The sequence below is a fragment of the Brachybacterium sp. B718/18 genome (genome assembly GCF_055454375.1).
In genome coordinates, this window is sequence record NZ_JBVDDO010000005.1 from 13,795 (window position 1) to 34,986 (window position 21,192).

Below are 21,192 nucleotides of genomic sequence, written 5' to 3' on the forward strand. Positions count from 1 at the left end.
ATGGACGCGATCGATCGGGCCCGCGCTGCCCGCCGGCCTGCCCGGCGCCGCGGATCCGCCCGGCGCGACAGTCACCTGATCTGAGGAGATCCCATGGCAAGCTTTGCTCCCTCCCCCACGAACGTCGCCGACATCGGCGTCACCGGAATGGCGGTGATGGGCTCCAACCTGGCACGCAACCTCGCCCGCAACGGCTTCAAGGTCGCGATCCACAACCGTTCCGTGGGCAAGACCGAGAAGGTCATCGCCGATCACGGCACCGACGGCGAGTTCTACCCCTCGGAGTCCATGGCCGAGTTCGTCGCCTCGCTGCAGAAGCCGCGCGTCGCGATCATCATGGTCAAGGCGGGCAAGCCCACCGACGCCGTCATCGACGAGCTCGCCTCCCTCATGGAAGAGGGCGACATCATCGTGGACGCCGGCAACGCGCTGTTCACCGACACCGTGCGCCGTGAGGCCGCGCTGCGCGAGAAGGGCCTGCACTTCGTGGGCTCGGGCGTCTCCGGCGGCGAGGAGGGTGCCCTCAACGGCCCCTCGATCATGCCCGGTGGCACGAAGGAGTCCTACGACCGCCTCGGCCCGATGTTCGAGAAGATCTCGGCGCACGTCGACGGCGTGCCCTGCTGCACCCATGTCGGCGCCGACGGTGCCGGCCACTTCGTGAAGATGGTCCACAACGGCATCGAGTACGCCGACATGCAGGTCATCTCCGAGGCCTACGACCTCATGTCCAAGGCCCTCGGCATGGACGCCCCCCAGATCGGCGACGTCTTCGCCGAGTGGAACAAGGGCGACCTGGAGTCCTTCCTCATCGAGATCACCGCCGAGGTGCTCCACCACACCGACGCCACCTCCGGCAAGCCCTTCGTGGACGTCATCCTCGACCGCGCCGCCCAGAAGGGCACCGGTGCGTGGACCGTGCAGACCGCCCTGGATCTCGGCGTCCCGGTCACCGGCATCGCCGAGGCGACCTTCGCCCGCTCCGTCTCCGGCTCCGTGCCGCAGCGCGAGGCGGCCCGCGCGGTGCTGCCCGCGGAGACCCAGTCCCTCGAGATCGCCGATCACGCCCAGTTCATCGACGACCTGCAGAAGGCGCTCTACGCCGCGAAGCTGGTCTCCTACTCGCAGGGCTTCGACGAGATCGCCGCCGGTGCGAAGGAGAACGGCTGGGAGATCGACCTCGGCGCCATGGCCCGCATCTGGCGCGGCGGCTGCATCATCCGCGCCCGCTTCCTCAACCGCATCACCGAGGCCTACGAGCGCAACGCCCAGCTGCCCCTGCTGCTGGCCGACGAGTACTTCACCGCCGAGATCGCCAAGTGCATCCCGGCCTGGCGCCGCGTGGTGGCCTTCGCCGCCGCTTCCGGCTACCCGGTCCCGGTGTTCGCCTCGACCCTGTCCTACTACGACGCGGTGCGCTCCGAGCGCCTCCCCGCCGCCCTGGTCCAGGCCCAGCGCGACTTCTTCGGCGCGCACACCTACCAGCGCGTCGACACCGAGGGCACCTTCCACGTGGAGTGGTCCGAGGACCGCCGCGAGAGCAAGCAGGACTGATCGACGTACTGCGAGGAACGAGCGGTAGGAGATCAGTCGATCTGATGCAGGACTGATCAACGTACCGCGAGGAACGAGCGGTAGGAGATCAGTCGATCTGATGCAGGACTGATCGATGTACTGCGAGGAACGAGCGGTAGGTGATCAGTCGATCTGATGCGGGACTGATCGACGTACTGCGAGGAACGAGCGGTGGGAGATCAGTCGATCTGATGCAGGACGGATCTTCTGATCGCCCCGGGGCCCCGCCCCGCTGCACGAGAAGAGCCCGGACCGAACGGTCCGGGCTCTTCGTCATTCCTGGGCGCCGCGGGCGGCGCGAGGATCGGTCGGGATCAGTAGGTCTCGATGTTCGCGTACATGTTGCCCATGGCCACGAAGTAGATGATGAGGCCGACGATGTTGATGACCAGGAAGATGCCGTAGGCGATCCAGCCCCACTTGTAGTACTTGTTGGCAGTCTCCAGGTCGGTGTCGGCCTTGGTCAGGCCGAGGATCGCGAGGATCAGGGTGACGATGTTGCCCAGGCAGAGGACGCTCACGACGAGCTGGACGATCCACTTGGTCTTGGAGACGGAGGCTCCGGTCTGCGGGGTGGTCATGGGGGGATCCCTTCGGGTCGCGCGGCGCGGCCGCGATCATTCGGTGTGAGCGTCGTCCGGGAACAGACCCGTCGACGTCGGGCATAGCATATCCATGGGAACACCCTGGAAGGACATGGGGAGGACTCCCCATGCCGCCGGCGCGATGCCCGCCGCGGGCCAGCTCGCGTCCCGTCCCGGAGCTACCCGAGGGTCACCCGGTGGACCAGGACCGTGAACTCCTCGGGGCTGCCCGGGACCCGGGCGCGCAGCCTCCCGCCCTCGAGGGAGAGCGGCAGCGCCTGCCGCACCGCGACCCCGCCGCGGCCGTCGACGATGCCGAGCGCGAGCTCCTGCCCCTGGGCGATCGCCTCGAGCAGGCGGTCGGTCACACTGAGGTCCCGCTGCCCCTCCTCGGCGGCGCGGATCCTCGCGACGGCCTCCGCGGGCGGCAGACGCAACTCTGGCCCGTCGACGGTGACGAGGTCCGCCGCGGGGGCGGGGGCGTGGAGCTCGTGGGGCAGCTCTGCCGCCGCGGGACGGCCGTCGGCCCCCACCGCCTGGGGCGACAGCCCGGCGCGGCGGACGATCTGCAGGGCGAAACCGGGGTCCGAGAGCGTCGTGGCAACGGTCGGGGCGAGCCGGTTCAGGTCCAGCGGCTTCGCCTCGGGGGCGACCTGCAACAGGTCCAGCACCTCCGCCTCGGCCGTGAGCACGGTCGTGGCGCGGGCGATCCGCACCCGGCCGTGGCGGCGCTGCTCGTCCTGCACCAGGTACTCGAGGGCCTGGGGGAGCGGGGTGCGGGAGGCGTGGCGGAGCAGCTCGAGGAGCGCCAGCGGGTCCCGGCCGGAGCCGAGGGCGCGGCGCACGGACTCCGCGGTGAAGCGCAGGGTGAGCGCCCCGCCGCGGGAGACGACGTCGGTCCAGTCCAGCAGGGGCAACAGCGTTTCGGCGGGACGACCGGGGATGACGGCCGTGAGGTCGGCGCCGAGCAGCACCTCCTCGACGGGCGGGGGAGCGGCCTCGCGGAGGGCGGTGGCGAGGCGCTCGTCGGCCGTGGTGACCGGTTCGTCCAGCGCCCGCACCAGCTCCTGGCCGAGCAGGGTGAGGCAGCCCCCGTCGAGCAGACCGAGCGCCCGGCCCTCGACGCGCAGCGCCTCGACCTCCTCGGCGAGGATGTCGGCCGGGACGAGGGGGAAGGCCCAGGCCAGCGAGCGCTGCAGCGATTCCGGGGAGGCGTCGAGCGCGGGGCAGGTCTCGAGCGCCCGCAGCAGCGAGGCGCGGCGGCTGCGCACCCCGTCGCGGCGGGTGAGGTCCGAGAGCAGGGCCCGGCCCGTTCCCGAGGAGTCCGGGGTGCCGACCACGGCGGCCAGATGATGCCCGCGCGCCCAGGCGAGGGCGAGCTCGGCCCAGCGCTGCTCGGGGGCGAGCGAGCGATGGGAGTCCCAGTCGCGCGTGGGGTGCCACTCCTGGCCGTCATGGCCGATGAGACCGTCCTGCCAGGCGGTCTGCAGCACGGTCGCGCAGTCCAGGAGCGGGGCGTCGGCCCGGTCGGCGAGCCGGCGCAGGTCCCGCTGCGGTATGCCGCCGCGGCGCAGCACCCCGGGCGGGTCGTCGTCCCAGTCCCGCACGGTGCCGAGGATCCGCAGCGCCTCGAAGGCGCGCTCGACGGCCTGTGCGGCCCGGCTCCCGGGGATCCGCTCGGTGATCTCGGGTCCCTCGGGCTGCGGCCGACGGGCCACGAAGCTCCGGCGGACGCGGCCCCCGCGCAGGGCGAGGTGCACGGTGCGGGGGATGCGCAGCGCGCCGTCGGCGTCGGCCGCGACGATTCCCGCCTGCCGCAGCTCCTCGGCGAGCCGGCCGGTGCCCTGGACCTCGGCGGGGCCCCAGGCGAGGGTCTCGAGGACCTCGCCGAGGCGCTCCCGCGCCGCGTCCACGCGATGCCGGGCGAGGACGGGTGCGGGATCGTCCTCGTGGGCGGGGGCGAGGCCGGCGGGGGTGCGCAGCCCCTCGCGCAGGGGCCGGACCAGGCGCAGCTCGTCCTCGCCCCACACCAGGGCGAGGGTCTCGAGGCGCTCGAGGGCGGTGGTGATCTCGGCGGGCTCGGCGGAGACCGCGGCGGCGAGCTCGGCCGGGGAGGCGCCGTCGGGGAGGACCGCGAGGGCCTCGACGAGGTGCAGCTCGGGCAGGGTCAGGGACTCGAGCGCACGGCGGGCGGAGGTCGCACCGGCCGCGCGGGCGGCGAGGGGGCCGATGCCGTTCGGGAGCGGGGCGGCGAGATCCGGTCGGGCGAGGAGGAGGGCCTCCAGGCGGTCGTCGCCGAAGAGTCGCAGGGAGTCCGCGAGGGACCGGATCACAGCGGTCATGATGCATTCCAGCATATTCAGCTTAGGCTTGGCCCGCCGTGCTCCCGCCCGGGCGGCGGCGCCCCCATAGCCCAATCGGCAGAGGCGGCCGCCTTAAAAGCGGCGCAGTGCGGGTTCGAGTCCCGCTGGGGGCACGGGCGCCCCGCCCCGCGCCGCCTGCCACAATGGGGGCCATGACCTCCTCCGCCGTCGACCACGGGCTGCTCGCCGAGCGCCTGGACGCCGTGCTCGCCCGGATCGATGCGGCCGCCGCGCGCGCCGGCCGGGACCCGTCGGCGATCACGCTGCTGCTCGCCACCAAGACCCGCACGCCCGCCGAGGTCGCCGCCGCCGTGGACCTGGTCCGCGCGCGGGGCCGACGGCTCGCGGTGGGGGAGAACCGTGCCCAGGAGATCGCCAAGCACGAGGATCCGCTGCTCGCGGACAACGGCGTCCCTCGGCATTTCATCGGGCGCCTGCAGACGAACAAGGCCCGCGACGTGATCGCCTTCGCCGAGCTCGTGCACAGCGTGGACCGCGACGACATCGCCGACGCCCTCGAGCGCCGCGCGGAGCTCGCGGAGCTGCGCCGTGACGTGCTGGTGCAGGTGAACACCTCGGGCGAGGAGTCCAAGGGCGGCTACGCCCCGGACCTCGAGGCCCTCTCCGCGATCGTCGAGCGGCTGCGCGGGAGCGAGCACCTGCGCCCCGTCGGGCTGATGACCATCGGCGCGAACACGAGCGAGGAGGCGACGGTGCGGGCCTCGCTGCGCGGCCTGCGGGAGCTGCGTGACCGGCTCCGCGAGCGGCTCGGCGCCACCGAGCTGGTCGAGCTGTCCATGGGGATGAGCGGCGACCTCGAGATCGCCGTCGAGGAGGGCGCGACGATCGTCCGCGTCGGCTCGGCGATCTTCGGCGCCCGCGCCTGACCTGCGCCTGACCCGGGAGCCCGCGCCCGGCCCGGGCTCACTCCGGGCCGACGAGCCCCTGCGGCACCCCGTAGGCGTGCTCGAGCACCTCGCAGGCCGCGCCCACCGCGATCAGGTCCGCGCCGCGCGTGGACAGCAGCACCTCGACATGGATCCACGGCTCCGCGAGCAGACCTGCCGAGAGGTCGCGGCGGATCGCCTCCATGGTGACGGCGTGGTGCTCGTGGACGGTGCGGCCGCCGAGGATCACCCGATCCACGTCCACGAGGCGCACCAGGTCGAGCGCCACCGAGGCGAGTACGTCGGCGGCTGCTGCCGGGTCGCCGGCGTCGAGCGCCGCGCGGTGCTCGGCCTGCGCACAGCCGCGGCGCCCGCAGGAGCAGGGCGCGCCGCCGATCCGCACCACGGTGTGGCCGATCTCCCCGGCCTGGGAGTGCGCGCCGTGGATGATCCGGCCGTTCAGGCACAGGGCCGCCCCGAGGCCGTCCTCGACCAGCAGCAGGGCGGTGTCGCGCAGCAGGTGCGGCTGGGTCCAGGTCTCGCCGACGAGGGCCGCGCGCGAGTCGTGGTCCAGCAGCACCGGGAGCTCCAGCTCCGCGGCGAGCAGCCGGCGCAGCGGCGCTCCGCGCCAGGGGTCCGGGTCGGCGGTGCCGCGGTACACGCCCTCTCCGCGGTCGACCGGGCCGGGCATGCCTACGCCGACGCCGAGCAGCTCGCCGTCGCCGATGTCCGCGAGCTCGCGGGCCATCGTCGCGAGGGTCGCGACCAGGTCGGGGATCGGCTGCAGGTGCCCGATCTCCAGCGCACGCCGCCCCAGGATCTCGCCCGTGAGGTCGACGATCACGCCGTGCAGACGGGTGCGAGTGAGGTGCAGGCCGATCGCGCGGCGCGAGGACGGCTCGATCCGGTACAGCGTCGTGGGCTTGCCGGGGCCGGCGGTGATCGTGCCCGCCTCCGCCATCAGCCCGCGGCCGATGAGACGGGCGAGGATCTTCGAGATGGCCTGCGGAGTGACCCGCAGCGCCGCGGCGAGATCGGCCCGGGAGACCGGATCGCCCCGTCGGGCGACGGCGAGGACGGCGGCGTCATGCGCGCCGGCCACGCGGTCGAGCGGGCTGGACGGTCTCACCGGCTCATCCTTGCACGGACCCCCGCGCGCACCGCGCACGATCGCGCACCCGTCAGGCCCGCCGACGTGATCCGGGCCCGGACCGCGCCCGCCCCCCTTGACGTAACGCAACAGCGTTGGCTTACTGGGGTGGAGAGGCGATGGAGCCCGTCCGCACCGTCCGCTCCCGACGACCGAGGTCTCCCCATGAACACCCTCGACAGCACCCGTCCCGTCCCCGAAGCCGCCGGCCCCGTCCCAGCCGACGGCGCCCGCCCCGAGCCGATCGCTCCGGCCCGCCGCCGCCTGGCGCTCCTCGCCCTGGCCCTCGGCGGCTTCGGCATCGGCGCCTCCGAGTTCGTCTCCATGGGCCTCCTGCCCGACATCGCCGGCACGCTGCTGGGCGAGCAGATGGTCGCCGACCGGGAGGGCGGCATTGCCACCGCCGGTCACGCGATCACCGCCTACGCCCTCGGCGTCGTCGTCGGCGCCCCGGTGCTCGCCCTGCTCTCGGTGCGCTGGTCCCGCACTACGATGATCGTGGCCCTCGCGGCCGCGCTCGCCGTCGGCACCGCCCTCTCCGGCCTCATGCCCACCTTCGAGCTGACCGTCGCCGCGCGCTTCCTCGCCGGGGTCCCGCACGGCGCCTACTTCGGCGTCGCCTCCCTGCTCGCCGCCTCCCTCATGGGCCCCGGCAACCAGGGCAAGGGCATCGCCCTCGCGCTCTCCGGCCTGACCGTCGCGAACCTGGCCGGGGTCCCCCTGCTCACCGCGCTCGGCCAGGTCGCCGGCTGGCGGGCCGTCTACCTCGTGATCACGGTGATCTTCGTGGTCACCATCGCGGCGCTGCTGCTGACCGTGCCCCGTCAGGCCGCCCCGAAGGGCCGGCGCATGATCGACGAGCTCGCCGCCCTGCGCCGGCTGCAGCTGTGGATCGTCATGGGCATCGCCGCGATCGGCTTCGCGGGAGCCTTCGCGGTCTTCAGCTACATCGCCGACATCACCACCCATGTCACCGGCGCCCCGGCCTCCGCGGTGCCGTGGGTGCTCGTCGCCGCCGGTCTCGGCATGACCCTCGGCAACCTCGCCGGCGGCGCCCTCACCGACCGCTCGCTGACCGGCACCCTGCTCGGGGCCTTCCCCGTCTACATCGCCTCGCTGGTGCTCTTCCTGCTGGTCTCCGAGGTGTCGCTGGTGGCGATGAGTCTCGCCTTCTTCCTCGTCAACGCCACCAACTCGATGCTCGGCCCCGCCATGCAGACCTGGCTGATCCGCATCGCGCACCGCTCCGAGGTGCTCGGCGCCTCGCTCAACCACGCCGCCTTCAACGTCGCCAACGCCATCGGCGCCGCCCTCGGCGGGGCGGTCATCGCCGCGGGCCTCGGCTACCGGGCGCCGATGGTGGTCTCGATCGTGCTGGCCGTCGTCGGCTTCGCGATGGTCGGGGCGACCCTGCTCGCCCTGCGGGTGCGGGCCCGTCGCACCCACGCGCTGCTCGCGGCGAACCCGCCCGCGACCACCGGCTCGATCCCCGTGGTCACCGCGGGGGTCTGAGCCCGCGGGCGCCGCGCCCCCGGGCGTGTCACACGCGGTCATCGGCCTCCTCGCGGCGTGACCTCCCCCCCCCCCCCCCCCCCCCCCCCCCCCCCGCCCCGTCCCGAGGAGACCCCCGTGCACATCCAGACCCTGGCCGTCCAGCATCTCCATGCCCAGGACCTCGGCGCCGTGGTGCCGCCCGTGCACCTGGCCTCCACCTACGCCCTCGACCCGGCGACGGAGGACGGCCCCTACGCCTACCAGCGCGGCGCGAACCCCACTCGCGGGCAGCTTGAGTCGCTGCTCGCCGCGCTCGACGGCGCCCGGCACGGCTTCGCCTTCGCGACCGGCATGGCCGCGACCGCCGCGGCGCTGTCCACCCTCGGCGTCGGCGACGAGATCATCCTCCCCACGAGCGTCTACGGCGGCACCTACCGCTTCGTCGAGGAGGTGCTGCCCGCCCGCGGGATCACCTCCCGCTACGTCGCGGACCTCAACCAGCTGACCGCCGAGGACCTCACACCCGCGACCCGCGCGCTCTTCATCGAGACCCCCTCCAACCCGACGCTGCGGATCACCGACCTGCGCCGCCTCGTCGACCTCGCCCACGCGCACGGCGCCCTCGTGATCGTCGACAACACCTTCATGACCCCGGTGCTGCAGCGCCCGCTCGAGCTCGGCGTCGACGTCGTGGTCCAGTCCGCCACCAAGTACCTCGGCGGCCACTCGGACCTCCTCGCGGGCACGATCACCACCGACGACGACGCCCTCGCGACCGCCTACGCCCACGCGCAGAAGGCGCAGGGCGGGGTGCTCTCCCCGAGCGAGTCCTTTCGCCTGATCCAGTCGATCAAGACCCTCCCGCTCCGCCTCGAGCGGCAGCAGGAGACGACCGCCGCGATCGTCGCCCACCTGCGCGGCCGCGAGGAGATCGCCGTGGTTCACCACCCCGGCTCCCACAGCGCCGAGGAGGCCGCGATCCACGCCTCCCAGGCCACGGGCACGGGCGCCGTGCTCTCCTTCGAGCTCGCCGAGGGTCTCGACCGGGTGCGCTTCCTCCAGGCGCTGCGGATCCCCGCCTACGCGGTGAGCCTCGGCGGGGTCGAGTCGCTGATCTGCCGCCCGGCGACCATGACCCACGAGGCGATGACCCCCGCGGCGCGCGAGGCGGCGGGGATCGGTGACGAGCTGCTGCGGCTCTCCGTCGGCATCGAGCACGCCGACGACCTCCTCGAGGACCTCGACCGGGCGCTGTCCGCCGCAGGCTGAGCGCGCACCCAGCGCGATCCCGGGAACGGCCGATACCATAAGGGGGTCGGCGCGCCGCGGGACCCCTCCCGGACCCGCCCCGGGGTCAGGTCCTCGGACACGGCGCCCGCCATCCGCTTACTCGTGAGGAGCCCCATGGCACGCCACAACATCGTGTTCGGCCGCGACCAGGCCGTGCAGCAGGGCGCGCACACCGCCCCGTCCTTCGGTCAGCCCGCCTCGACCGGCCCCGCACCCGGCACCCAGTGGTCCACCGGGTTCGACCAGGCCGGAGCCGCCGCGGGCACCGCCGCCGGCTACGCCCAGGGCGGCGACCAGCTGGAATCGATGTACGCCCGTCCGGCCGCGACCGGTCACGACACGGGCCGCATGACGATGCGGGACGCGCTCAACGCGATCACCGCGACTCTCGGCACGATCGTGGTCATCGGCTTCGTCGTCGCGGTCCTGCCGTACGTGCTCGGTGCCGTCGCCGGCGAGGACGGCCTCCTGCTCGGCCTCGCGCTGACCGGGGTCGCGACTATCGTCGGCCTCCTCGGCGGGCTCGTCCTCGCGCTGGTCAACTCCTTCAAGAAGACCCCCTCGCCGATCCTGGTGCTCGCCTACGCGGCCTTCGAGGGCCTCGCCCTTGGCGGCATCAGCGGCAGCCTCGAGCAGGTCTACCCGGGCATCGCCATGCAGGCCGTGGTCGGCACCCTGGTGGTGGCGGGCGTCGTGCTCGTCGCCTTCCGCTTCGGCGTGCTCCGCACCACCCCGCGCCTGACCAAGATCTTCGGCATCGCGATGATCGCCTACATGGGCCTCCTGCTGGTGAACCTGGTCCTCTCGCTGATCACGGGGGCGGGCTTCCTCACCGGGGCCCTCGGCCTGCTGATCGGCGGCATCGCCGTGGTCATGGCCTCCTACTCGCTGGTCATGGACTTCGAGGACGTGCAGCGGGCCGAGAGCGCGGGTGCCCCCCGCGTCTACGCCTGGCGCTGCGCCTTCGGCCTCGCCGTGACCATGGTGTGGCTCTACATCGAGGTGCTGCGGATCCTCGCGATCCTCCGAGGCAACGACTGAGCGCCCTCGCCTAGTCTGAGACGGCGGGTCCCCGGTTCCGGGGGCCCGCCGTCGCCCGTTCGGAGGTGAGGCCGTGGAGGCCTTCTGGCAGTGGTTCCCGGAGCACGGGGTGGTCGTCGCGACCTATCTCGTGCTGGGGCTCGACGTGGCGCTGCGCATCGCCGGGCTCGTCCTCGTGCCCCGCAACCGCCGGCCCGGATCGGCGCTCGCCTGGCTCCTGGCGATCATGGTGCTGCCCATCGTCGGTTTCCCGCTCTATCTCCTGCTCGGCAAGGCGCAGCTGCCCCGCAAACGCCGCGTGAAGCAGGAGCACATCAACGCCCTGATGCACGAGCGGGCAGAGCGGATCCCCGACAGCGAGCTCGACCCCGACGTGCCCAGCTGGCTGCAGGGGGCGGTGCGGCTGAACCGCGCGCTCGGGGCGTTCCCGCTGACCGGCGGCAACTCGGCGGATCTGGAGATCGACTACGACACCTCCCTCGCCGGCATGGCCGCGGACATCCGCGCGGCGCGCGAGCAGGTCCACGTGCTTTTCTACACCGCCGGGCTCGACGAGGTCACCGCCGATCTCTTCGCGGCGCTCGGCGAGGCGGCCGACCGCGGGGTGCGGGTGCGCGTGCTGTACGACCACTGGGGCTCCGCCTCCCACCGGGCGGTCTACCGGGCGATGCGCGAGCAGCTCGACGCGCACCGCATCGAGCACTACCCGATGATGCCCGTCAAGCCCTTCCGCGACGGGGCCTTCCAGCGTCCCGATCTGCGCAACCATCGCAAGCTCGTGATCGTCGACGGGCAGGTGGGCTGGATGGGGAGCCAGAACCTCATCGCCGCCCACTACGACAAGCCCGCGAACATCCGCCGCGGTCTGCACTGGCAGGAGACCATGGTGCGCCTGCGCGGACCGATCGTGGCCGAGATGAACCTGCTGTTCGCGACCGACTGGTACTACGAGTCCGACGAGCAGATCTCCGAGGGCGAGCTGGTCAGCGCCCCGGAGGACACCTCCGGCAGCTACGAGTGCCAGCTCGTGCCGAGCGGCCCCGGCTTCGTGTTCGAGAACAACCTGCTGCTGTTCAACCAGCTGTTCTACTCGGCGGAGCGGCGGATCAGCGCGGTCAGCCCGTACTTCGTGCCCGACGAGTCGATGCTCGCGGCGATGATCACCGCGGCCCGGCGCGGGGTCGAGGTGGAGCTGTTCGTCTCGGAGATCGGGGACCAGTTCCTGGTCTTCCACGCCCAGCGCTCCTACTACACGGCGCTGCTCGAGGCCGGAGTGCGGATCTGGCTCTACCGGGCGCCGACGATCCTGCACGCCAAGCACGTCACGATCGACGAGTCGGTGACGGTGATCGGCTCCTCCAACATGGACATCCGCTCGTTCCTGCTGGACATGGAGTCCTCGCTGATGGTGGGCGGCACGGACTTCATGGAGAAGATGCACGAGGTCGAGGACGTCTACCGCTCCCGCAGCCGGGAGTTGACCCTCGAGGAGTGGGAGCGCCGACCGCGGCGCATGCAGCTGCTCGACAACCTGTGCCGCCTGGCCTCCGCCGTGGTCTGATCAGCTGGGGACCGTCGGTCGGAGGGCTCCTCAGCCCGAGAGGCCGGTGAGGGAGCCGATCGCCTCGTCGACGGCCTCCTCATGCTCGGTCACGCCGACGGCCCACTCGGCGATGAAGGCGCTCGGTCCCTCCGGGGTGGTCACGACGATGACGCTGAAGCCGGTCGCGTCGGTCAGCTCGAGGTCGTCCTCGGCGAAGTTCACGACCGCGTCGGTGCGATAGCCGGGCATCCCCGCGACGGTGACCGCCTGGGTGAACTCGTCGTCGAGGGTCCGTCCCGTGGCGTCGCCCCACGAGTTGGTGCGGAAGAGGCAGTCGACGATCGCCTCGGCGGCGGCCTTGTCCCCGGGGTACTCGATGCCGGTCTGCCACTCCACCTTCCCGACCTGCAGCGTCGAGTACCACGTGCCCTCGACGTTGGCGGCGGCGACCTGCATGTCGTTGAAGTAGGACGTGTACTGCGGGTTGAAGCGCTCGGTGAACGGGGACGGCGGGATGAACTCGAGGCCGCCGCCGCGCAGCCGGCCCGACGGGTTCGTCGAGGTGCGCTCGGTCTCCGGCGACCAGCAGCGCTCGGGCTCGACCGTCTCGGAGGCGGAGGCGGTCACCTCGCCCTCCGGCTCCGTGCTCGCCTCCGCCCCGGCGTCGGTCTCGGTCGCGGTGGTCGTCCCGGTGGCGACCTCCCGGCCCCCGCCGCCGCCTCCGCGGAGCACCAGATATCCCACGGTGCCCGCCACGATCAGCAGGAAGACCAGGGCGAAGGCGATGCCGCCGATCAGCAGTGCCCCGCTGACCCCCCGGGACGGGGCCTGGGGCTGGGTGTGGGGTGACTGCGGTCCGGTGTGCACGGCTGCTCCTTGGGCGGTGGGCTCAGTCGACGACGACGAGGCTGGCGATGATGTCCTCGAGGTTCTGGACGTGCTCGGGCTGGTCGGCGGCGACGTCGGAGACCAGGGCGCTCGGCCCGGAGGGGGTCTCGACGACGATCGACGTGACGATCGAGGCACTCGAGGTCTCGAGGATCTCCGGATCCTCGAAATGGTAGGTGGCCTGCACGATCCAGGCGGCGCTGCCGTCGACGGTGGTCGCCTCGGAGCGGTAGTCGGTGACCACCGGGTGCTCGCCGAAGTGGCTCATCACCCCGGCGGTGGTGGCGTAGCACTGGAAGAGCGCGACGGCGCTGGTCTCGAGGCCGGGATAGCCGCCCTCGTCCTCGGGCCACACGACCCGGCCGAGGTTCACGACGCTGTACCAGCTGCCCTCGACGTTGCGCCCCTCGGCGCCGACCTGGTCGAGATACGGGATCGACCCGGCGCCCCAGCCCACGCCCCAGCCGTCGGGGATCGTGTACTCGAGGTTCCCTCCGCGGATCGCGTCACCGCCCGAGGGCGACGCTGCGGACTCGGGGGAGTCGGGGACGGTGCAGTCGGTGGTGGGGGCCTGGGTGAAGATCGGCGGCGGCGGAGCGAGCTCGGGATCGTCGGGATCTGGGACGTACTCGCTCTGCCCCTCCGCGGTGCGGTCGCCCGTGGGATGCGCCGAGGGATCCGGGTCGGCGAGCACCGAGCGGAAGACGGTCTGGGAGAGCACGAGGGCGATCACGGCCAGGAGCACGACGCCCGCGCCGACGACCGTGAGGGTCACGGCGAGGGTGCGTCGCTGGGCGCCCTCGCTCGGCGGGCCCAGGGTGGCCGGTCCGGTGGTCTGGTCGTACGCGGGCAGGCCGCGCTCGCCGTCGGGGGAGGAGTGAGCGGCGAAGTCGGGCAGCGCGCCGCTTTCCCGCGGGTCGCCGTGCTGATCGTGCTGCGACATCGTCACCTCCCCGGCGCGGGCCCTGTGCCCTGCCTGCCCCTCGGAGCCCCTCGCCCCGGACGATTCTCGCACGAGCCCCCTCCCCAGGGTGCGAGCGGCTCGCCTTGGTACGCTCCCCGGGACCGGTCGCCGGTGCCGCCGCCGCGACCCACCCGCCGCCGAGCAGACGGAGTCCGCATGCGCCCGCCCCTGGTCCTGACCATCTCCGCCTCCGACTCCGACGGTGCCTCGGGCATCCAGGCGGATCTCAAGACCCTCACGGCGCTGGGGTCCTACGGCGCGAGCGCCGTGACCCTCGTGCAGGCGGTGAACCCGCAGGGCTCGCGCGCCGTCCACTACCTCCCCGCGGATCTGGTCCGGGCGCAGATCGACGCGGTCGCCGAGGACCTCCTGCTCGACGTCACCAAGATCGGGGTGCTCGGCAGCGCGGCCGTGGTCGGCACCGTCGCCGAGGCGATCCGCGCCCACGGGACGCGGCTCGGACGGCTCCTGCTGGATCCGGTGATGACCTCGAGCGACGGCACCGCCCTGATCTCCGCCGAGGGCGCCACGGCGATGCGCGAGCAGCTGCTGCCGCTCGTGCACGTGCTCACCCCGAACCTCGCGGAGGCGGCGCAGCTGCTGGGCCGCACGCGGGCCACCTCGATCGACGAGATGCGCGAGCAGGCCCTGGCCCTGCGCGCCCTGGGACCGTCGACGGTGCTGATCACCGGCGGCGGGCTCGAGGGGGAGGACGCCGTGGACGTCCTGGTCCACGACGGCGGCACGGACCTGCTCCGGGCGCGCCGCCGGGCGGACCGCTCGGTGCGCGGCGCGGGGGCGACCCTCTCCGCCGCGATCGCCGCGCAGCTCGCCCGGATCGCCGAGTTCGAGCGTGCCGGGGAGCTCACGGAGATCGGCGCCCCCGGGCGCGACGACGACATGGTCACCATCGTCGCCTCCGCGAAGGAGTTCCTCGCGAGCGCCCTCGAGAACGCGGAGGGCTGGCGGCTGACCCGCGGGGGCGGGGCCCAGGTCGTCAACCAGCTGATCACCCTCGACAAGGACTGAGCCGGACCCGGTCCCGTCGGAGCCCCGACGGACTCCTGACTGCGCTCCGGCGGTTCCCGTGCGGCCGGATCAGCCCTCCAGCAGCCCCTGGCGCGCCTTGAGGGCGAGCATCCGCCCGGCCGATTCCCGCACCCGGCGCGCCTCGTCCTCGCCGCGCGAGGACCACTCGAGGATCGCGTCAACCAGCTGGCCGGTCAGGGTCGGGTCGGCCGTGAGCACCACGTCGCCGCCCGCCTCGAGCAGCCGCGTGGCGCGCTCGGCGACGGGGACGTCGGAGACGGCCTTCGCGGCACCGATGTCGTCGGTGACCACGAGCCCGGTGAAGCCGAGCCGATCACGCAGCAGGCCCTGGACCGCGGCGCGGGAGAACATCGCCGGGACGTCGGGCTCGATCCGCGGGTAGACCGCGGAGGACATCATCACGAGAGGCGCGCCCGCCCCGATCCCGGCCGTGAAGGAGCCCAGGAACGGGTCCTCCGGGGAGGTCTCCGCATCCTCGATGCCCTCGGCGGAGAAGTCGGTGTTCTGCTCGACCCGGCCGAGGCCCGGGAAGTGCTTAAGGGTCGCGGCGACCCCCTGCCCGTCGAGCGCCTGCACCGCGGCGGCCACGCACGCGCCGACCGCTCCGGGGTCCGTGCCGAAGCCGCGATCGAGGGCCGCGACCGGTTCGTTCCCGTCTCCCAGGGCGGGATCGACGACGTCCGCGACGGGGGCGAGGGCGACCGCGATCCCGCGGGCGGCGAGATCCTCGCCGATGCTGGTGTACGCCTCGGTCACGGCCTCCGGCCCCTGCTCGCCGAGCTCCTCGGCCGACGGGGTCCTCCGGGCGGCGTCGCCGCGCAGCATGCGCACCTGCCCGCCCTCCTGGTCCACCGCGAGCAGCGGCGGCAGGTCGGGACGGGAGAGCTCCCGGGCACGGGCGACGGCGCGGTCGACCTGCTCGGCGCTCTCCCAGCGCTGCAGCAGGAAGACACCGCCGGCGTGATGCTCGGTGAACACCTCCGCGGGCAGCTCGGTGCCGACGGCGTGGCCGACGAGCACCAGCTGACCGGCGATCTCCCGATCGTCGAGCTTCTCGAGGAGGCGCTCGGCGGCGCTGGGCGGCTCGGTCGTGGGGTCGGCCGTCGTGGGGGAGGCGTTCGGCTCCTGAGCCGGCCCGTCGGAGCCCCCGTCGGACGCGGAACCGCCCTGCGAGGCGGAGCCCCCGTCGGACGCGGAGCCCTCGCCGTCGCCCGGATCCGGAGCGGCGGTGCAGGCCGTGAGCGCGGCGAAGGGTGCGAGGGCCAGGAGCTGTCGGCGGCGCATGCGGCCAGTCTTCCACGGCCCCGGGACGTGACCTGCCCCACCCGGCCACGCCGTAGGCTGGCCCGCATGACCTTCACGAACCCGCCCGCGGAGCATCCCCGTGCCGCGTCGATCGAGTCCGCGACCGGAACCGCCCTCGCGGTCTGGGCCGAGCGGCTCGACGACGCGGGCGCCCGGGATCTCGACCACACGGCGACCGCGCGGATGCTCGTCGAGCGCTGGGGCGTGGACGGCTGGTGGGCGCAGGGGGTCACCGTCGCCTACGAGCAGCTGATCGGCCGACGCGTGGAGGGACAGAGCTGCGAGGGCGACTTCTCCGCCTCCGCCTCCCGCACCGTCCCCGGGGACCCGGACGCCGTGCGCGACGCCTGGGACGCGTTCTGCACCGCCGAGCGCCGCGAGGAGCTCGGGCTCGCCGCGCCGACCCTCACAGACACCGCCTCCTGGCGCTACTGGCGCGCCGCCGTCTCGGACGGCAGCCGCCTCTCCGTCAACATCACCGCCAAGGACGGCGCGGGCGAGACCGCCCGCTCAACCCTCGGTATCCAGCACAAGGGTCTGGATTCGGCCGAGAGCCGCGAGGTCTGGAAATCCGTCTGGACGTCCGTGCTCACCGACTTCACCACCTCCCTGAAGGAGACCCGATGACCGCCGAGCCGACGACCGGCGCCCAGCTCCCCGCCGCCGACGGCTCCGCGGACCCGCACCTCTGGCTCGAGGAGGTCACCGGGAAGGAGGCGCTCGCGGCGGTCCGCGCGCGCAACGCCGCGGCCGAGTCCGAGCTCGACGCCGTCCGCGACCCGCTCGACCCGGACGGCGCCCCGCTCGCCGCGACCCTGCAGCGCGAGATCCTCGAGATCTTCGATGCCACCGACCGCATCCCCGGCGTCGTCAAGCGCGGCGAGCACCTCTACAACGTGTGGACCGACGCGGAGCACGAGCGCGGCCTGTGGCGGCGCACCACCCTCGCCTCGTACCGCACCGAGGAGCCCGAGTGGGAGGTGCTGCTGGACGTCGACGCCCTCAACGAGGCCGAGGGCGAGGACTGGGTGTGGCACGGCGCGCGCCTGCTGCGTCCCGCGGGCGCCGCCGAGGGCGAGCCGTACCGTCGGGCGCTCGTGGACCTCTCCCACGGCGGCTCCGACGCCGACGTCACCCGCGAGTTCGACCTCGAGACGCTGTCCTTCGTGGACCCGGCCGATGGCGGGTTCCTGCGCCCCGCCGCGAAGGGCTCCGTGAGCTGGATCGACGAGGACACCGTGTGGGTCTCCACCGACTTCGGCGAGGGAACGCTGACCACCTCGGGCTATGCCCGACAGGCGCGGTTGTGGCGCCGCGGCACCCCGCTCGAGGAGGCCGAGCTGGTCCACGAGGCGGCCGAGGACGACATGGCCGTCTTCGTCGCCCACGACTCGACGCCGGGCTGGGAGCGGGACTGGGTGGTCCAGGCGCATGCGTTCTACGACCAGACGGTGCATCTCGTGGACCGCTCCGAGCAGCCGCCCGTGCTCACCGCCCTCGACGTCCCCCGCGACCTCGAGGCGAACGCGCACCGCGACCTGGGGATCTTCAGCCCGCGCAGCGACTGGCAGGTCGGCGAGGCGGTGTTCCCGGCCGGATCGCTCGTGGTCGGCGACTTCGACGCCTTCCTCGCGGGGGAGCCGTCGTTGCACGTCCTCTTCGAGCCGACAGAGAGCTCCTCCCTCGCGGACATGACCATCACGCGCAGCACCGTGGTGCTCGCGATTCTGGAGGACGTGGTCCACCGTCTCGAGGTCCACCACCGCGACGAGGACGGGCAGTGGATCCGTCAGGACCTCTACCCCGAGCTGCAGGGCTCGCTCTCGGTCTCCGCGGTCGACGCGGACGAGTCCGATGAGGTCTGGGTGACGGTCTCGGGCTTCCTGGAGCCGACGACCCTCCTGCTCGGCGATCTCGCCGAGATCCCCGCCGGCGGGCCCGCCGGGCCGCTCGAGACGATCAAGGCCACCCCCGCCCGCTTCGACGCCGAGGGGCTCGAGGTGGTCCAGTACTTCGCGACCAGCGACGACGGCACCCGCGTCCCGTACTTCGAGATCTCGCAGGCGGGAGAGCCGGCTGGGCAGTCGGCGCCCCGCCCCACCCTGCTGTACGGCTATGGCGGCTTCGAGATCTCGTTGACCCCGTCCTATCTCGGCGCGATCGGCAAGGCGTGGCTCGAGCGCGGCGGCACCTACGTGCTCGCCAACATCCGCGGCGGCGGCGAGTACGGTCCGCGCTGGCACCAGGCCGCCCTGCGGGAGAACCGCCACCGCGCCTACGAGGACTTCGCCTCGGTCGCCCGCGACCTCGTCGAGCGGGGCGTCACCGACCGGGAGCACCTGGCCGTGCGCGGCGGATCGAACGGCGGTCTCCTCACCGGCAACATGCTCACGCAGTACCCCGAGCTGTTCGGCGCCGTGATCATCCAGGTGCCGCTGCTGGACATGAAGCGCTACAGCCACCTCCTCGCGGGGGCCTCCTGGATGGCGGAGTACGGGGACCCGGACACCGAGGACTGGGAGTTCGTGCGCAGCTTCAGCCCGTACCACCTGCTCGCCGAGGGCGTCGACTACCCGCCGACCTTCCTGCTCACCTCGACGCGCGACGACCGGGTGCATCCGGGGCACGCCCGCAAGTTCGCGGCCGCCCTCGAGTCCCTCGGGGCCGACGTGCGCTCGTGGGAGAACATCGAGGGGGGCCACGGCGGAGCGGCGACGAACGAGCAGGCCGCCCGTATGAACGCCCTCCTCTACACCTTCCTCTGGGACACCCTGGGGGCGGGCGGGAGCCGCGCTCGATGAGCCCGCGCTCCCGCCGCGTCGACCTCCTCGAGCGGCCGACGCAGGATGACCTGCTGCAGGTCCGCAACGACCTCATGACGGTCTACCGCGAGATCCGCACCGGTCGGCCCGAGCTGTTCCCCCTGCGCTACGCCCGGGCCACCCCGCGCCCGCCGCATCGGCGCTGGCGGCGGTCCGCCGCGGAGGAGTCCGGCGGCGCCGAGGTGCCGGTGCTGATCCTGCCCGACGGGCCCGGCCGCGCCTCGGTGCTGCCCTATGACGTGCTCCGCCGCAGTCTCGCGGGTCGTGGCCTGGACGTGCTGATGATGGAGCATCGCGGGGTGGGTTTCTCCCGCCTCGACGCCCGCGGCGAGGACCTCCCGGCCGAGGCCGTCACCCTCGAGGAGGTGCTCGGGGACGTGCTCGCCGTGATCGACCACGCGCGGGTCGAGCGGGTGGCCGTGCTCGGCACCGGCTACGGCGCCTACCTGGCGCAGATCCTCGCCGCCCGGCATCCGGACCGGGTGCACTCGCTCGTGCTCGACTCCCCGCTCACCTCCGCGGACGACGAGAGGATCGGGCAGCGGGCGCTGCGCGAGCACTACTGGACCGGGGCCGTCCCCGCGACCTCCTCGATCGCCGCGGCTCTCCGCCGGCTCGCCGACGAGGACATCGTCGACGCGCAGCGCGCGGGCCCGGTGCTGCTCGCCGTCCACGAGCACGGCGGCACCGCCGCGGTGCGCGATCTGGTCGATCTCCTCGCCCTCGGGCGGGGGAGCCTCACCTGGTCGAGCGTGCGCCAGGTCCTCAACCAGGGGTGGCTGCAGTCCACCCCCTTCGTGATGGAGCACGACCTGATCGCGCGGCTCGCGCACACCGAGCTCGGACAGGGGTCCGGCGCCGACGGCGGGCCGATGGACCCGCTGCTGCTCGCGGCCGACGAGGCGCGAGCGGTGCCCCCGTTCGCGGGGGAGGCGCTCGACGTGCACGCGCTGTCCCGCACGATCACCGCGCCGACCCTCGTGCTCGTCGGCTCCGAGGACCTGATCACCCCGCCCTGCATCTCGCTCGCGCTCGCCGAGCGGATCGACGGCGCCGTGCTGCTGGAGATCCCGCGGGCGCGGCACTCGCTGCTCGACACCCGCAGCCAGGTCGCCCAGATCGCGCTGCGGTGGAGCGCCGCCGGGGCCGCCTCACTGCTGCCGCAGCACGCGGCGGCCCTCGCGGCCCTGCCCGCCGCCCCGGTCGACGTCGCACTGTCCAAAGGGCTCCAGCTGGCCCTCGCCGCGGAGCGGCTGTCGCCGTGGCGGCTGCGCCGGGAGAGCGCCCGGGCGCTGCGGGAGGACCCGCGGACCGTGACTCCCGACGCGAACCGTTCCGTTCCGCGGCCCGCGGATCTACCCTGACCCAGAGGGAGCGATCCCGCAGGCAGTGACGGGACGAGTCCGCGGGGAGCATCGCGGGAGCCACAGGGGGAGAGATGGCACGACGGGCCACCGGAATCCGTAGCGAGGTGCCGGCGCGGCGTCGGCCGTGGGCGACGATGAGCCTCGCCGCGGCGAGCGTGATCACCGTCGGCACCCTCACTGGCTTCGGTCTCGCCGGCGCCGGGCCCCTCGGCGCCCTCGCAGGCGACCGGAACGCCCCCACCGCCCGCCCCTCCGAGCAGGAGCTCGCGTCGCACGAGGCGATCGAGCCCGCCCCCGAGGGTCCCGCTCCCTCCGACGGCGGCGGCGAGGCGACCCCGAGCGCGCCCAGCACGACGCCCGTGCCGAGCCCCACGACCGCCGTCCCCAGCTCCGAGGCGCCCGCTCCAGAGGAGACCGTCGCCCCGGCACCGGCGGAGGACACCCGGTCCGGGGACGGCTCGGGCTCCGAGGGCGACTCGGGATCCCGCAGCGGATCGGGGTCCGGTGACGGCTCGGGCGGCAACGGCGGCTCGAGCTCGGGCGGCCCCGGCAACGGCGGGAGCACGGGCAACGGCGGGAGCACCGACGACGGGGGCAGCGACCCCGGCGGCAGCGATCCTGGGGACGGCGGCGACTCCGGCGACGGCGATCCCGGCGACGGCGATCCTGGCGACGGCGATCCCGACGACGGCGGTTCCCCCGAGACGCCGACCGACCCGGGCCCGGAGTCGCCGACCGCGAGCCCGACGCCCACCGAGGAGGATCCCTCCGGAGATCCGTCCCCCTCGACGCCCCCCGCCGACGACGAGGCCACCGCCGCGTCCGAGTCCTCGGGTGGCGGCGGCCTCGGCGGCTGAGCCGGTCTGCGA

17 protein-coding genes and 1 tRNA gene are annotated in these 21,192 nt (G+C 73.5%); 12 read left to right on the plus strand and 6 right to left on the minus strand.

Features of this window, described 5'->3' with window-relative positions; all coding sequences use genetic code 11:
* Nucleotides 1-93: 93 nt before the first annotated feature.
* On the plus strand, nt 94-1,554 hold the full coding sequence (gene gndA / locus ACZCAH_RS09235; RefSeq protein ID WP_464340797.1) for an NADP-dependent phosphogluconate dehydrogenase: 1,461 nt from the start codon (nt 94-96) through the stop codon (nt 1,552-1,554).
* A gap of 335 nt (nt 1,555-1,889) precedes the next feature.
* On the opposite strand, the gene ACZCAH_RS09240 is transcribed toward gndA, so the two are convergent.
* Together ACZCAH_RS09240 and ACZCAH_RS09245 are read right to left on the minus strand one after the other, a co-directional pair.
* Nucleotides 1,890-2,156, minus strand: coding sequence for a hypothetical protein (locus ACZCAH_RS09240; RefSeq protein ID WP_329747146.1), 267 nt, complete (start codon nt 2,154-2,156; stop codon nt 1,890-1,892).
* A gap of 182 nt (nt 2,157-2,338) precedes the next feature.
* Nucleotides 2,339-4,501 (minus strand): helicase-associated domain-containing protein, encoded by a 2,163-nt coding sequence (locus ACZCAH_RS09245; protein WP_464340798.1) that lies wholly within the window; start codon nt 4,499-4,501, stop codon nt 2,339-2,341.
* A gap of 60 nt (nt 4,502-4,561) precedes the next feature.
* Here ACZCAH_RS09245 and ACZCAH_RS09250 point away from each other — a divergent pair.
* Together ACZCAH_RS09250 and ACZCAH_RS09255 are read left to right on the plus strand one after the other, a co-directional pair.
* A tRNA-Leu gene (locus tag ACZCAH_RS09250) sits at nt 4,562-4,635 on the plus strand.
* 39 nt (nt 4,636-4,674) lie between these two features.
* Nucleotides 4,675-5,409 (plus strand): YggS family pyridoxal phosphate-dependent enzyme, encoded by a 735-nt coding sequence (locus ACZCAH_RS09255; protein ID WP_464340799.1) that lies wholly within the window; start codon nt 4,675-4,677, stop codon nt 5,407-5,409.
* A gap of 37 nt (nt 5,410-5,446) precedes the next feature.
* On the opposite strand, the gene ACZCAH_RS09260 is transcribed toward ACZCAH_RS09255, so the two are convergent.
* Nucleotides 5,447-6,538 (minus strand): ROK family transcriptional regulator, encoded by a 1,092-nt coding sequence (locus tag ACZCAH_RS09260; RefSeq protein WP_464340800.1) that lies wholly within the window; start codon nt 6,536-6,538, stop codon nt 5,447-5,449.
* 186 nt (nt 6,539-6,724) lie between these two features.
* Here ACZCAH_RS09260 and ACZCAH_RS09265 point away from each other — a divergent pair, with 186 nt between their 5' ends.
* The 4 genes from ACZCAH_RS09265 to cls all read left to right on the plus strand — a co-directional run bounded on the left by ACZCAH_RS09265 (nt 6,725) and on the right by cls (nt 11,945).
* Nucleotides 6,725-8,071: an MFS transporter gene (locus ACZCAH_RS09265; RefSeq protein WP_464340801.1), complete on the plus strand. Its 1,347-nt coding sequence runs from the start codon at nt 6,725-6,727 to the stop codon at nt 8,069-8,071.
* A gap of 117 nt (nt 8,072-8,188) precedes the next feature.
* Nucleotides 8,189-9,322 carry a trans-sulfuration enzyme family protein gene (locus ACZCAH_RS09270; RefSeq protein ID WP_464340802.1) on the plus strand — a complete coding sequence of 378 codons (1,134 nt, stop codon included), beginning with the start codon at nt 8,189-8,191 and terminating at the stop codon, nt 9,320-9,322.
* Nucleotides 9,323-9,457: 135 nt separating this feature from the next.
* Nucleotides 9,458-10,384 carry a Bax inhibitor-1/YccA family protein gene (locus ACZCAH_RS09275; RefSeq protein WP_464340803.1) on the plus strand — a complete coding sequence of 309 codons (927 nt, stop codon included), beginning with the start codon at nt 9,458-9,460 and terminating at the stop codon, nt 10,382-10,384.
* 73 nt (nt 10,385-10,457) lie between these two features.
* Entirely contained in the window at nt 10,458-11,945 is a 1,488-nt protein-coding gene (cls, locus tag ACZCAH_RS09280; protein WP_464340804.1) for a cardiolipin synthase, read from the plus strand.
* Between the two features lie 30 nt (nt 11,946-11,975).
* Here the strand turns inward: cls and ACZCAH_RS09285 are convergent, their stop codons facing one another.
* Both ACZCAH_RS09285 and ACZCAH_RS09290 read right to left on the minus strand, forming a co-directional pair.
* Entirely contained in the window at nt 11,976-12,794 is an 819-nt protein-coding gene (locus ACZCAH_RS09285; RefSeq protein WP_464340805.1) for a hypothetical protein, read from the minus strand.
* Nucleotides 12,795-12,816: 22 nt separating this feature from the next.
* The gene (locus ACZCAH_RS09290; protein ID WP_464340806.1) at nt 12,817-13,758 is read right to left on the minus strand and encodes a hypothetical protein; all 942 of its coding nucleotides are present in this window, start codon (nt 13,756-13,758) and stop codon (nt 12,817-12,819) included.
* Nucleotides 13,759-13,935: 177 nt separating this feature from the next.
* On the opposite strand from ACZCAH_RS09290, the gene thiD reads away from it, so the two are divergent.
* The gene (gene thiD / locus ACZCAH_RS09295; protein WP_464340807.1) at nt 13,936-14,808 is read left to right on the plus strand and encodes a bifunctional hydroxymethylpyrimidine kinase/phosphomethylpyrimidine kinase; all 873 of its coding nucleotides are present in this window, start codon (nt 13,936-13,938) and stop codon (nt 14,806-14,808) included.
* A 69-nt stretch (nt 14,809-14,877) separates the two neighbouring features.
* Here thiD and ACZCAH_RS09300 read toward each other — a convergent pair whose 3' ends face one another.
* On the minus strand, nt 14,878-16,113 hold the full coding sequence (locus tag ACZCAH_RS09300; protein ID WP_464340808.1) for a glycoside hydrolase family 3 N-terminal domain-containing protein: 1,236 nt from the start codon (nt 16,111-16,113) through the stop codon (nt 14,878-14,880).
* Nucleotides 16,114-16,179: 66 nt separating this feature from the next.
* Here ACZCAH_RS09300 and ACZCAH_RS09305 point away from each other — a divergent pair, with 66 nt between their 5' ends.
* From ACZCAH_RS09305 to ACZCAH_RS09320, 4 genes are all read left to right on the plus strand, one after another.
* Nucleotides 16,180-16,761 (plus strand): hypothetical protein, encoded by a 582-nt coding sequence (locus ACZCAH_RS09305; protein ID WP_464340809.1) that lies wholly within the window; start codon nt 16,180-16,182, stop codon nt 16,759-16,761.
* Entirely contained in the window at nt 16,758-18,935 is a 2,178-nt protein-coding gene (locus ACZCAH_RS09310; protein ID WP_464340810.1) for a prolyl oligopeptidase family serine peptidase, read from the plus strand. The genes ACZCAH_RS09305 and ACZCAH_RS09310 overlap by 4 nt, the downstream gene beginning before the upstream one ends.
* On the plus strand, nt 18,932-20,320 hold the full coding sequence (locus ACZCAH_RS09315; protein ID WP_464340811.1) for an alpha/beta fold hydrolase: 1,389 nt from the start codon (nt 18,932-18,934) through the stop codon (nt 20,318-20,320). The genes ACZCAH_RS09310 and ACZCAH_RS09315 overlap by 4 nt, the downstream gene beginning before the upstream one ends.
* A 74-nt stretch (nt 20,321-20,394) precedes the next feature.
* Complete coding sequence (locus ACZCAH_RS09320) at nt 20,395-21,180, plus strand: hypothetical protein (RefSeq protein WP_464340812.1); 786 nt, start codon at nt 20,395-20,397, stop codon at nt 21,178-21,180.
* Nucleotides 21,181-21,192 lie beyond the last annotated feature (12 nt).